Here is a 13,295-nt window from a genome sequence, read left to right on the forward strand (position 1 = left end):
TCTCTCATCGCCAAGATTGTACTGGCAAGCAATGCCCCTGGATAGCCATTCGGCTTCCGGCGCTGCTTGTTGAGGGTATCCCCCAAGCCCCCATGAACGCAGAATTTCATTCTGCGGCTGCGCGTCCGATGGACACTTTAGACCACGATCAGCTCATCGCTGGTCGTGGTCTTTTTCTTTTTCGGTATCGTGTTCCACCTCCATATTTAAGAGCCGATCCACATTGGCCTTTGCCGCTAGCAGCTCCCGCATTTCCTCACGGGAGCGCCGGTACTCGGCATAGGTCTTTTTCTTTTCCTCCAGGAGCCGGGCATACTCGGCTTGCAACTCCTTGACTTTGGGGAGCTTCTTGACCCCCATATCGTCAAAGGCATTTTTGGCCGCCTGATGGAGCAGAATTTCCTCCTCATGTTCCTGGCGGAATTTCTTTGAGTAGCCAGCTTTTCGGTAGGCCACATAGGTGTCACGAGTCTTGGCGTAGTTGATGATGTGAGTCCGCAGGACGGTGATCTCCGCCATGCGTTTCTCCGCTGCCTTGATTTTTGCAGATAGCTCATTATGGTGAGCCGTGGCCGCAGCAGCCTTTTCCTCCAGCACAGCATACTCCAACAAGTTATGCTCCGTGAGATAATTTACGGTCTGCGCCATCTGTTTCAAGTTAAAAATCTTGGCCCACCGCACATACCCGGCACCTTTTCCGGCCTGGAGCTTTGCCTGGATGTCAACCAGCAGATTGACCTTCGGCAGATCTGCCCGCTTGACCGGCTTCTGACGGGGCGTATGCACCTTTTGACCGGCGAGGATGGCCAACAGGTCTTTCAGGGTGTAGCCATCACCCAGACTGTCTAGGCGGGATACTTTACTCCAGCCGGGGAGCTTCAAACGGTAGGATTTCCCGCGCTTGGATACTTCACAGCCAGATTTTCGGAGCAGCTTCAGCAACTCGTCCAGGTCGGCAGGCTTTTGTTCCAGGGCGTTGTCAATGGCAACACGCAGCAATTCTCGGTGGGAGGGCTTGACCTGGTCGCCCAACCACTTATTGTAGCTCTTTCCGTGGGGCTTGGGATTCTCTACAATAGACAGCCCGTTCTCAATGCAAATGGTGTCGCTCAAATGCCGTACAGCTTTCGTGCTGCCCCAAAAGTTGCGGAACTTCCGGTCACAATCCAGATTGACCGAACTCCAAATGATATGATTATGGACATGGGCTTTGTCGATGTGGGTGCAGACGATAAAGGCGTGCTTGCCTTTTGTAAACCGCTTGGCAAATTCTACACCGAGCCGGTTGGCTTCCTCCGGCGCGATCTCCCCAGGGCAGAAGGACTGGCGGACATGGTAGGCGATCACGTCATCTGCGCCCCGGACCCGCCCGGTGGCAGCGATATACTGGCGCTTGGCCAACATGAACTCGGCATCGGCCACACGGCTGTCACACTCATAGCCGGTGATGAGCCTGCCGTGGTCTGTCTTTTGCGGATTTGCCACATAGTCGATAATATCGCTGATAGCACGGCTTTCGGTCCGGCCCTTGCCGACGTGCAGCGGCATGATTCGTGTGGTTGCCATGAGTTTTCCCTCCCTTCAAAAAAAGTGGGCAGCCTCAGCTGTCCACTTCATCAAAATATGAAATAATCTGTTTTTTCTTCTTTCTGGCGCACCGCAGCGTTGCGGCGGCTCCGCCCCAATCATGGAGAACATAGGCCACCACGACATCACTGGTTTCTACCATCCAGCGGTTTCTGTGAGAAATCGCAAAGCGGCGTGGCACAGTTTCCAGAGGCGGATATACCGTACTGTCATAGCCAGAAATATCTCGTTTCGTGTCGAAATATGCAAGGACAAGAATCAGCTCGATCTCTGGGTGCTGTATTTTCTGTTTTCGCAGAACTGCCGCAGCCAAACTGTCAAAGGCTCCGTATCCACCAAGATAAAATATGTTTACGCCTTGCTCAATTAGATGCAGGGTCACGGCATACAGCCATTTTTCTACATCTGCTGACCGAGAAATCTGCGCGTGTCCACAAAAAGTTGCTGTCATTTTCATCACTCCATTATAGTGATTATAATCACTATAATAAAAAGCGACAAGCCCCATATAATATTCAAAAATGGGGTGATGCAGTGCCGATCTCTTTTCGTCCGATGCGGCAGCTCATGGAAAGCAGTCACATCTCATTCTACCGCTTGGCCAATGAAGGAATCGATGCGCAAACCTTGCAGAGAATACGGCACGATAAGCCCGTTACCACTGATACGCTTGGGAAAATTTGCAGCATCATGAAATGCCAGCCCGGAGATTTGATTGAATATATCGAAGATGCTTGTGAGCCTGATTCTGCCGAATAATAAAATCGCAAATAACTGTTATAATTAACATGACACTTTAAGGAACAGCGTCCTCTCCGTCGTGGGGAGGACGCTGTTTTTATCCGTAGATCAAATCCTGTATGGCAAACTTCAAATCCTGCACCTTGCCCAGCAGCCAGAATGCCAGATGCGGCAGTCCGAACGGGCTGATGAGGAACGCAATTGCCCACAGGATAATACCGTTTTGTGGGGAATATGTTACCAGAACAGCCAGCCCCAACAGGGCGATGACTGCGCTGAAAAGTCCCAGCACCAGACCGGACACATAGACCAGGCCCACACAACTCCAGATGGCCAGGGTGAGAAGCAGAATCACCGGCGCGGCCACAATTTTTAGCATCAGCCTCAAAAATCCCCATATCATTCTCACGGAACTGTCACCCCCAGTTTTGTTCTGTTCTCATTATGAAACAATTTTTGTGGGACGGCAAGGATACGGGCAAAAAGAAAAAGCGGAGGGAAGCGCGGTGAAAAGAACGCCATTCTTCCCTCCGCAGATGGAGCATACACCCCCGTCACGAAAGATTGGAGAGCTGGGTCAGGATTTCCTTCACGCCCTCCCATAACTGTTCCTGCCGCTGGGCAATATCCTCCAAGTCAGCATCGTAAATCCGTCCGGTTTCATGTACCCGACGGGTGAGCTGGTTCAAATTATTGCTGCTCCGGCGCAGCAGGGACACCAGTTCCTTCAGCTCCGGCAAGTCCAGCTGTACCACATAACCGTCCAGGGCCATCTTCCGCAGATAGGCTTCCCGGTTCTTCGTCCCAAGTTGGGACATTTTCTGTTCGATCAACTCCAGCTCCTCCGGGGAGACCCGGAAATTCACCTGGACATTCCGCTTGCGCTTTGGGGTGCTCACCGTTCCGGCTCCCGTTTTTTATGGGCCGAGGCTTTCGGGATTGTCTGTTTCGGTTCCTGCTTCAAATGCTCCCGGACAGAAGGCCGGGGCTGGCGCAGCCCCTTGGAGCGGTCCTCGTTGGCCAGAATGGTGGCATAGGTCCCAGGCAGTCCTTTCATGCCGGTAAAAGCCAGACTGCGAAACGGCAGAAGATTCATCAGCCGGTCATGGTCTTTGCTCCCGGCACGGTTCAGAAACTCCGGGGAAATGCGAGCCATGTAATGGGTCCCGTGGGGGCTGTTCGGCACATCCGGTGCGCGCAGCTCCCGCAAAATCCGTTCCGCCTCTGCCTGGATGTCCTCTGCCGTCAAAGGCTGGCGGCGCAGATGTTCCTCGCGCACCAGATCAATAAACCCATTCAGGACAGCGGGGTGGCTGTTTACCGCATAGCCGCACCGGACGGTATCGGAGTTATAGTTGGGAATGGTTTTGGCCCATTCCTTGTTGCGGGGCGAGTAGCGTCCATCCCAGTCCTGGAGCTGGACGGTGTTGGCAAGGACCAGCATGACCCGGTCCATGCCGTAGGTCTCGATCACACCCTTGGCGGCATCGTGACTGAGATACATCCCGTCGAAGTGTTCCCGCACCGCAGCTTCAATGGCCTCCTTGCATTGGAGATTGGCGTTATTAGAAGCCCGATACTGTTCCAGCTCCCCATGCTCTTTCGCATACACAGCAGAGTGAGGGTAAATGGCGGCTTTCCGCAGCTCCGTCTGGGCCTTGCAAGCATCATCGGCCCGGTTCTCAATGCTGTCCCGGATCACATCCATGTGGCCGGTCTCCAGTTTCTCAAAGTAACGGTACACATCGGCCAGCGGCGTGGGCGAATCCAGCAGGGCCTGGGCCTGGGTAGCGGTCAGCTCCAGTTCCTCCATCGCCATCACGATGTCCTCCCGAACAGTGTACTCATAGGCATGGTTCAGGACTTCTGCCGGAGGCTGGCTTTTCAGCCAGTCCCGGTATTTGTCCTGTTCAGCGGCCATCTTCTCATAAAGGGCCGTATTCAGATCGTTGGTATTCATGTTATCGCACCTCCTCATGTTGTTTCGGTTTCTTTTCAGGGCTGCGGGGTGGCACCGGACGCTTCAAGCTGTCCAGCACCGAAGGCCGCGCACTCTTGGCAACCACAGTTTCCGGCTGGGCGTGGCCCTTGCCGTCAATGTTCAGCAGCGTGTCCAGTTCCACCAGACGAGCGGACTTGACTCGCAGATCATCCTCAAAGGGAAACGGCTTTCCGATCTCCTCTTTGGCTGCGGCCTGCTGCTGGTAGAGGTTGTCCAGCTGGTTTTTCACGGCTTCCAAACGCTGAGGCATCTGAGCCAGTGCATTGTCGATACGGGTGAGGTTTCCGCGCGGGTCTGTGCCAAGGCTTGCCCGGTGGGTCATCTGGCCTTTCAACAGGAGCGTATATTCCTGTTTCCAAGCGGAAAACTCCACGGACATAGTAAAGCCCCGGTAACTGCCGATCTGCACCGGTTCGGAGCCTTTGACCTCCTTACAGGCGTCCAGCAGGGCTGCACCGGCGTTTTCTTTGTCGGTCAGCACATCGCCCCGGATCTCCATCCCAGCAAAGCCATCCTCCGGGTGAGGATGAGCGGCCAGGGTCTCCAGGTCGGCTTCAAAGCCTTTGATAAATCCCTTGTTGGTTTCGATTTCCTGGGGGAAGTATTTGAGCAACTGATCCTCCAGGCGGTACTGCTTGCTCTGGTGGTCGGCTTTCATCAGTTTCAGGCGCGCAACCTCCACATCCAAATCCATGCGCTCCTTGATACGGGGGTCTCCGGCGCACAGGGCCTTAATCTCGGCAAAGGAAAGCGCCGTTTCGTCCACATCATCGCAGGAGCGGACCGGCGATTTAGAGGTCATAATCTGCGAAATGAATTTTTGCTTGTTTTCAACCGTCTGCCAGAGATAAGCGTCAAAAGTTCCCTCGGTGACATAACGGTACACATGGACAAGAGGGTTCTGGTTGCCCTGGCGCTCGATACGGCCCTTGCGCTGGGCAAGGTCTCCCGGACGCCACGGACAATCCAGGTCATGGAGGGCCACAAGGCGGTCCTGCACATTGGTGCCAGCGCCCATTTTGGAGGTGCTGCCCAACAGGACACGCACCTGCCCGGTGCGGACCTTGGAAAACAGTTCTTTCTTCTGCACCTCGGTCTTGGCCTCATGGATAAAAGCAATCTGCTCGGCGGGCATTCCCTGGGCGATGAGCTTCTGGCGGATGTCCTCATAGACAGTAAAGGCAGGCTCCGGCTCATCCAACGGCACAGCCTGTTCCAGCGCGTGAAGCGTGGGATTGTCCAGCGCCTTGGCTGCCTTTTTGGAGGAAGCGGACTGGACCTGGGGCGTGGAAATGTCGCAGAATACCAGCTGGGTCAGCTTGTCAGCCTCGCCGTCTCGCCAGATCTGTATGATATTGCCCACACACTGATTGACCTTGGTGCCGGGTTCATCCGGCAGCAGCTGGTTGATGATACGCTGGTCCAGGCCCAGCTTGCGGCCATCGCCGGTAATCTTGAGCATATTGTCCTCTGAGGGGTCAACGCTGCCGCTGTGTACTCTGGAGGCGCGCTCGGAGAGAACCTGCACCATCTCTTTTTGATGTTCAGTAGGCTGGGCCACGATGTTGTGGTATTCCACCTCCGGGGTAGGCAGGTTTAGCTGATCGGCGGTCTTGATGTCCGCCACCTCTTTGAACAGGTTCATCAGCTCCGGGAGGTTGAAAAATTTGCTGAATCTCGTTCTTGCCCGGTAGCCGGTGCCTTCCGGTGCCAGCTCCAGCGCCGTGACGGTTTCTCCGAAGCGGCTGGCCCAGCAGTCGAAGTGGGTCATGTTCAGCTCTTGCAAGCGGTCATACTGGAGATACCGCTGCATGGTGTAAAGTTCGGTCATGCTGTTCGATACGGGGGTGCCGGTGGCGAAAATCACACCACGGTTTCCGGTCAGTTCATCCATATAGCGACACTTCGCAAACATATCGCTGGACTTTTGGGCATCGCTGGTGGAGAGACCTGCCACATTCCGCATCTTGGTGTATAAAAACAGGTTTTTATAGTTATGCGCCTCATCAACGAATAGGCGGTCCACACCCAACTGCTCGAATGTTACCACATCGTCCTTGCGGCTCTCGGCCTGCAATTTCTCCAGCCGGGCTTCCAGGGACTTCTTGGTGCGTTCCAACTGCTTGACCGTGAAACGCTCACCGCCGCTGTACTTCACCTCGGCAATGCCCTCGGTGATCTCGTCGATCTGCTCCTGAAGGAGCCGCTCCTGACGCTCTCGGCTGATGGGGATTTTCTCAAACTGGCTGTGTCCCATGATGATGGCGTCATAGTCGCCGGTGGCAATGCGGGCGCAGAACTTCTTGCGGTTGTGGGTCTCAAAGTCCTTTTTGGTGGTGACAAGAATGTTGGCGGAGGGATAGAGCCGCAGAAACTCCGACGCCCATTGTTCGGTCAGATGGTTAGGCACCACAAAGAGGGATTTCTGACACAAGCCCAGGCGCTTACTCTCCATGGCGGCAGCCACCATTTCAAAGGTTTTGCCAGCGCCTACCTCGTGTGCCAGCAGCGTATTGCCGCCGTACAGCACATGAGCGATAGCGTTTTTCTGGTGTTCCCGCAAGGTGATGGCCGGGTTCATGCCGCCGAAAGTAATGTGTCCGCCGTCGTATTCACGGGGACGGGTGGAGTTCATTTCCTCATTGTACTGGCGGACCAGAGCTTGGCGGCGATCCGGGTCTTTCCAAATCCAGTCCTTAAAAGCGTCCCGGATGGCTTGCTGCTTTTGGGCGGCCAGGGTGGTCTCTTTGGCATTCAGCACCCGGTGCTCTTTGCCGTCTGCATCCTCTATGGTGTCGTAGATACGGACATCCCGCAGGTTCAGGCTGTCCTCCAGAATCTTGTAGGCATTGGCACGGCTGGTTCCGTAGGTGGTATAGGCTGCCACATTGTTCTGGCTTACAGAGCTTTTGCCGGTGATCTGCCACTCAGCGGTGAAAGAAGAATAGTTGACCTCGATATTGCGCTGGAGATAAAACGGCGTATCGAAGGTCTCATACATAAACTGCTGGATGTACTCTTTGTCGATCCAGGTAGCGCCCAGGCGCACCTCAATCTCCGACGCATCCAGGTCTTTGGGCTGGGCAGCGGTAAGAGCCTCCACATTGACTGCAAAGGAAGGGTCCTGCTGTGCGGCCCGCTGTGCCTGACGCAGCTTGCGCCGCACATTGCCGGACAGGTATTCGTCGGCTGTTACATAATGGGGAGTGCCGTCTTTCTCCAACTGCCCAGGTACACGGAAGATCACGCCTTGCAGCTCGGCGGCCAGTTCGTCGCCGGTCTTGCCGGTCAGCTCCGCCATATACGCCATATCGACACAGGCTTTTTCGGAAATTGATACGGCCAGAGCTTCACTTGCGGTATCCACAGTGTCCACCGCCTTGTGGGGCTTGATGGTGCGCTTGGTGAACATATCCGCCTTGCGCTCCAGCTTGCCGTCCTCGTCAATGACTTCCAGCGCGCAGAGCAGATAGTAGCTGGAATCATCAGCAAAGGCCAGCCGGTTCGCCCGGTCATTGATAAGGCCATATTTTGCAGAGAAGCTGTCATAGAGCCGGTTCAGTTCGGTCTGTTTGTCCTGGATGGCGCTGTCCGGTGTGGCGGCGTCCATTTGCAGATCAATGAGCTGCTGGACACATTCTCGCAGACCCACCAGCCCCTTCACACGGGCTTCGGCGGTGGCATTCAGGTCAGGCCGTACCATACGGCTGTTTTCACGGTAATACACATCGCCGTCCACAACGGTGTAGGAGTAATTTTTCACATTGGGGTCAGCAGGGATAGAAGTGTCGATGGCTTCGCCCTCGCCCAGCTCCGGCAGCTCGGCCTCCTGGTAGGTGCCGCGAATGTACTTCACGGCATCATGCAGCTGATCGGCAAGCTCCAGCCCCTCGATGGGGTTCACGGTGTAGTCCATGCCGTGAGCGGTGCTTTCCGGCTCCTGTCGGCCCAGCACCATTTCCGGGTGGTCCAGGAAATAGCGGTTGATGGCAAAGCCGTCCTCGGTCTGCCCGGTCTGAGTCCACTCCGGCACGATGTCCAACGGACGGTCACGCTTTTGCAGGAAGATGATGTCCGAAACGACCTCGGCACCGGCGTTCTTTTTGAAAGCGTCATTGGGCAGACGGATGGCCCCCAGCAGCTCGGCGCGCTGAGCAAGATACCGGCGCACGGTGGAATCTTTGGCGTCCATCGTATAGCGGCTGGTGACAAATGCCACCACGCCACCGGGACGAACCTGATCCAGAGCCTTGGCGAAAAAGTAGTTGTGAATGCTGAAATTCAGCTTGTCATAGGCTTTATCCCGAACCTGATACTGGCCAAACGGAACATTGCCCACCGCCAGATCGTAGAAATCCCGCCTGTCGGTGGTCTCAAACCCTGCCACAGTGATGTCGGCCTTGGGATAGAGCTGCTGGGCAATACGCCCGCTGATGGAATCCAGCTCCACGCCGTAAAGACGGCTGTTTTGCATTTCCTCCGGCAGCATACCGAAGAAATTGCCCACACCACAGGACGGCTCCAGGATGTTGCCGGTCTCAAATCCCATACGGCCCACAGCCTCGTAAATCGCTTTGATGACCGTAGGGCTGGTGTAGTGCGCGTTGAGGGTGGAACCTCTGGCAGCGGCATATTCTTCCGGGGTCAGCAGCTCCTTCAGCTGGGCATATTCCTTGCTCCAGCTTTCTTTGTCGGGGTCAAAGGCATCCGCCAACCCGCCCCAGCCCACATACCGGGAAAGGATTTTCTGCTGTTCCGGCGTTGCCTGCCCGGTGGTTTCCTCCAGATGTTTCAGTAGTTTGATTGCTGTGATATTGTCCTGGAACTTGGCTTTCGGGCCGCCTTCGCCCAGGTGATCGTCGGTGATACGGAAATTCTCGGCGGTGCGGCGCAGATTGGCCTTGTATTCCTCATAAGAGGCTTCCTCGGCAGCTTTGACATTGGGGAAGGTCTGCCACTCGCCGTTTACCTGAATAGAAACGGGATGTTCGTCCAGCACCTCATCCAGAGTTTTTTCCGGCTCGACAGCAGGCGTGGGCGGTTCTGGTTCCTGCTCCAAATGCTGACGGATCACTGAAATTGGCTCAACCCGGAAGATAGGGAATCCCGCCGCGTTTGCAAAGGTCACATCTTGCAGCTCTACCCGGCCAATATCTGGTTCCAGCTTGCTGACCTGGAAAGTGCGTCCATCCAACGCAAAGGTGGTTTCGCCCGGAATGAGGTTCTTTCGGGCATACTCGGCATCGGAGAGCGGTTGGTTCGACTGCTCCTGTTCTTCAGCGGCAATCTGCTCCACATCCGCCATAACACGCTGGATGAACGGGTCATTATCCAGCTTTTCCTCGTCCACCAGCTCGCCATTCACAATGCCGCGCTCGGCCAGCGCCTCGCGGATGGCGATGGGGTCGATGTTGTCAAATCGGTCCTGTTCCGCTTCGGTGTAGAACCGATCCTCCTTGATGAGCTGGGAAATCCGGCGCTGTACCTTGGGCCAGGGCAGCACCGTTCCTTCAGGGCTTTTCGGGCGGACCGAAAACGGGGTTTTGCCATCGCCGCCGTCAAACTCATGGGCCAGCCATGCGGCGGTATCTTTTTCCCGCCCATGCTTCTCCATGTAACGGGCAACAGCGTGTTTGCTTTCGATTTTGCCGTTCCAGTCCTGGATAGCCTTGTCGATGTCATTGTCCGAGAGAGGGCGCAGTAGCTCGTGGAGCTTGGAATAGGTCTCGTCGATGATTTCTCGATGAAGGCGCTGGCGGAACTCCGGCGTGTCGGAATAGAGGCGGAGCAGCTCCATGTTGCCAGATCCCAGGACAGCACGACGAATCGCGGCATTGCCCTCGATCACGGCATTTTCATAGTCACTGTGACCGCAGGCGTTTCGGTATCTGGTGTCCTGGGTAACAGCCTCCAGCACGATGGGCTTGTATTGCTCATGCAGCTCCCGGAGGGTGGCGGCTTGGATGGCTTCTTCGTCCCGGAACGCCCGGAACCCATCAGCACCATACTCCGCTTCATGGGCGTTGATGTCCTGTTCGGCCTCGTGGTCGATAGAGAGGACGGAATACTCCCGGCGCTGGGCGCTGCCCTCCAGGGTGGCGGAGACCGTCACATCATGCTTGGCCCGGAGCTGTTCCAAGTACTGCTCCAGCCGGTTTGCCGGAAACCCGCACATCTCCACACGGCCACCGCCAGGGATAGCACGGGAGACCAGTTGCAACCCCAGCTCCGGCGCGGCTTCTTTGGCGTCCTCGCCATAAATCTCGAAGAAATCGCCCATCTGATACAGGACCATATCATCAGGGTGTCGCTCCTTGACACCGTTGTATTCCCACACAGCCGGGTCCGGCTGCGGCTGTTCTTGGGCAAAAGAAAAAGCAGAGGATGTTTTCACATTCTCTGCTTCATCTATTCTTTGGATTTGTTTAGCTTCGGAGAGGAACAGGTTTAGGGTTAGCTGTTGATAAGCTCCGCCATCAGAATTTCCTCCGCTTGGGCCTTGCAGGTGTTCATCAGGCCCACCCAGCACATCGGATCGCGGGCTTTCAGCTCCTCCGTCGCGCCCGCCGACTCCGCCAGCTGGGGCATCATCTGCTCCAGACGGCTGTTCACCGTCTCGTCGATCTCCAGCAGGTGCGGGTACAGCTTCTCGGTCAGCAGCAGCTGGTTGTAGATCAGGGGCCGGTGTTCCTTCAGGTACGCTTTCCGCATCCTGCCGTACTTGCCCAGGGGCTTCTCCGGCTGTTCGCTCAGGCTCAGGTCGGGAATCAGGTAATCGCCGTTCCTCGTGTAAGTCAGGTTGTTCTCCATGTGTAACGCTCCTTTCCGCGAGTTGTTCGCGCTCATAGTTCTGGATGGTGACGCTGATCTGTCGCAGCACCTGCTGGTTCATCTGGCTGACCGCCGCTCCCAGCGCCCCAACCGTGGCCGGGGTATTGAAATCGAAAATCGGCATGAAGTCCTCATGCTGGAAATATTGCTCCGTATCCAGCCCACAGCGGGACATCAGGGCGTAAGCGATGCTGACGGTGGCGGCGGACTTAAATTGGACTTCGATGTTGAGATCATCGTACTCCTCCAGAAACGAACCGTCAACGATGTAGCGGAAGTCCTGCTGATGCTCGTCCCAATACTCACTCGCCAGTTTTCCGGCCACATCGGTGAGCTGCTGGGCAAGATCGTCACCGGCAATGCCGTAGTTGTGTTCCAGCATGGCCGACACAGGCCCGATGTGCTGCTCCTCCAGCTGCCACAGCCATGGGGTGCGGGAATGTTCACGGGTCCCGGTGTCGGAAATATCAAACACATAGCGCAGGCGGGGTCTATCGCCAGAATCGTCCACCAGGGCGATACCTTTGGAGCCACGGCGCACATACCGGCCCATTTTCTCATTCCACAGGTCGTACTCGGCGCAGGCGGTGGCGTCCGGGCGCTGGGCGTAAATCATCATCTGTTCATGGAATGGGTATTTGTAGAGGCGGGCGGCAGTAGTGAGAAAGGCCGTCCATTCCTTCCAACTTCCCACTAACTGGGTCGATACCTGTTCGGCCATCTGCCGGTAAAATTCCGCTTTGGATGGCATAATAATTTATTCTCCTTTTCGTTGCAACAAAAGAAAAGCAGATATCCACTCTTGGATACCTGCTTTTCTAATTAAATATATATGCGTAATGGCCTTGTCAATTTATTTTGCTAATACAAAAGTAACTACTGTAATAAGAACGCCTATGATACCAGCAGCAAGAGACGCATACGATACTATGTCCCTTCGAGTTGCTCGATGCTTAAGATAGTTTGCCTTGCTCTCTGCTTCCTTTAAAGCACCTTCAATATCCGCAAACAACTCATATGCTTTTTGGTATTCAGCCACCAATTGATCTTCAGTTGCATTAGAAAGCTCGAGAATTTTTGCCGCTTTCAACTGTTCCTTAGCGGCATGATAATGCTCTTGGACATCATGCAAAAAATGGCCTTCATTTATGTATGTGAGATCAACGCCCTTGTAGCGAACGAAAAACTCTTTATATTTATCCGTTATTAAAATACAACTATACTTGAAGCAATCGAATAGCGCCCGCTTGGTATGAGAACGCATTTTTTCAATGTTTCTCTCAATATCTTCGCGGTTAACGGCTGTAGAGGCACGAACTAAGTGGCCGTAAATTGCTCGAATTTCATTCTGTACTTCGATTGGAAACTCATTTTTGAGAATTTCAAATTGAACAATAAATGGATTGATGTCCTCCAAATATATTCGAAATATCTCGTTCAGCGAATCCCTGTGTTCTTCAAGAAAAGATGCATCTACATCAACAGGAGAACTGCTCACTTACTTCAACCTCTCAATTTTTTTGTCAATATCCTTCATTGTACAGATTCGTCTACGGACAATCAAGGGATTTCCCCGACTAAGCATACGATAATCCATCTTGCGAGGAAATACAACATCTTTCCCTGTTTTCTCTTTGATATACGCTAATTCTTGTGCCAAATCCATTTTCGACACCTGCTCAAGCGTAGTTCCGATTATTCTTTCAAGGGAATTCTTTGTTCGCGTCGACAAATACATTAGCCAACACCTCAATTATATTCACACAAAAATCACATTAACAAAAATATTAACCGAAAATAGAGCATGAAGCTTATAACTTAAAGTTAAAGAATATTTTACTCTTTTGTTTCCTCGCTGTCAAGCGTTTTTTCTTCATGTTGACATTATATTCAAAAAAGCTGGTTTTGATACTGCCTTTTAATGAGTGAAATCCGGGTACAGCTCCAGCTCGGCAAACTCGGCGTCGCTCATAGCCCGGAGCTTGGAGAGGGCGCTGTCCGTCAGCTCCCGCAGCTCGGCTTCCTCCGGCGAAAGCTCACCGCACATCTCCGTCAGGACGTCGATCAGCCCGGTGCGGCTGCCGGTGTTGTAGATACAAAGCAGGTTCGTTTCCTCAAAAGTGAAGTTTCCCAT

At 54.3% G+C, this 13,295-nt stretch carries 9 protein-coding genes; 1 reads left to right on the top strand and 8 read right to left on the bottom strand.

Annotated elements, in window-relative coordinates; all coding sequences use genetic code 11:
• Positions 1–153: 153 nt before the first annotated feature.
• Together KE531_03065 and KE531_03070 are read right to left on the bottom strand one after the other, a co-directional pair.
• Positions 154–1,566 (bottom strand): relaxase/mobilization nuclease domain-containing protein, encoded by a 1,413-nt coding sequence (locus KE531_03065; GenBank protein ID MBR9952609.1) that lies wholly within the window; start codon positions 1,564–1,566, stop codon positions 154–156.
• A 34-nt stretch (positions 1,567–1,600) separates the two neighbouring features.
• Complete coding sequence (locus KE531_03070; GenBank protein MBR9952610.1) at positions 1,601–2,038, bottom strand: hypothetical protein; 438 nt, start codon at positions 2,036–2,038, stop codon at positions 1,601–1,603.
• Positions 2,039–2,154: 116 nt separating this feature from the next.
• Here KE531_03070 and KE531_03075 point away from each other — a divergent pair, with 116 nt between their 5' ends.
• Positions 2,155–2,346 carry a helix-turn-helix transcriptional regulator gene (locus KE531_03075; GenBank protein MBR9952611.1) on the top strand — a complete coding sequence of 64 codons (192 nt, stop codon included), beginning with the start codon at positions 2,155–2,157 and terminating at the stop codon, positions 2,344–2,346.
• A 79-nt stretch (positions 2,347–2,425) separates the two neighbouring features.
• Here KE531_03075 and KE531_03080 read toward each other — a convergent pair whose 3' ends face one another.
• From KE531_03080 to KE531_03105, 6 genes are all read right to left on the bottom strand, one after another.
• Positions 2,426–2,737, bottom strand: a complete 312-nt coding sequence (locus tag KE531_03080; protein MBR9952612.1) for a succinate dehydrogenase — start codon at positions 2,735–2,737, stop codon at positions 2,426–2,428.
• 145 nt (positions 2,738–2,882) lie between these two features.
• The gene (gene mobC, locus KE531_03085; GenBank protein MBR9952613.1) at positions 2,883–3,227 is read right to left on the bottom strand and encodes a plasmid mobilization relaxosome protein MobC; all 345 of its coding nucleotides are present in this window, start codon (positions 3,225–3,227) and stop codon (positions 2,883–2,885) included.
• Positions 3,224–4,288, bottom strand: coding sequence for a DUF3849 domain-containing protein (locus KE531_03090; protein MBR9952614.1), 1,065 nt, complete (start codon positions 4,286–4,288; stop codon positions 3,224–3,226). The genes mobC and KE531_03090 overlap by 4 nt, the downstream gene beginning before the upstream one ends.
• A 1-nt stretch (position 4,289) precedes the next feature.
• Positions 4,290–11,912, bottom strand: a complete 7,623-nt coding sequence (locus KE531_03095) for a DEAD/DEAH box helicase family protein (protein ID MBR9952615.1) — start codon at positions 11,910–11,912, stop codon at positions 4,290–4,292.
• Between the two features lie 102 nt (positions 11,913–12,014).
• On the bottom strand, positions 12,015–12,659 hold the full coding sequence (locus KE531_03100; GenBank protein MBR9952616.1) for a hypothetical protein: 645 nt from the start codon (positions 12,657–12,659) through the stop codon (positions 12,015–12,017).
• A 420-nt stretch (positions 12,660–13,079) separates the two neighbouring features.
• A complete protein-coding gene (locus KE531_03105) occupies positions 13,080–13,295 on the bottom strand; it encodes a transposon-transfer assisting family protein (protein ID MBR9952617.1) in 216 nt (71 codons plus the stop codon).

This window comes from Eubacteriaceae bacterium Marseille-Q4139 (assembly GCA_018223415.1).
GTDB lineage: Bacteria > Bacillota > Clostridia > Lachnospirales > Lachnospiraceae > CABSIM01.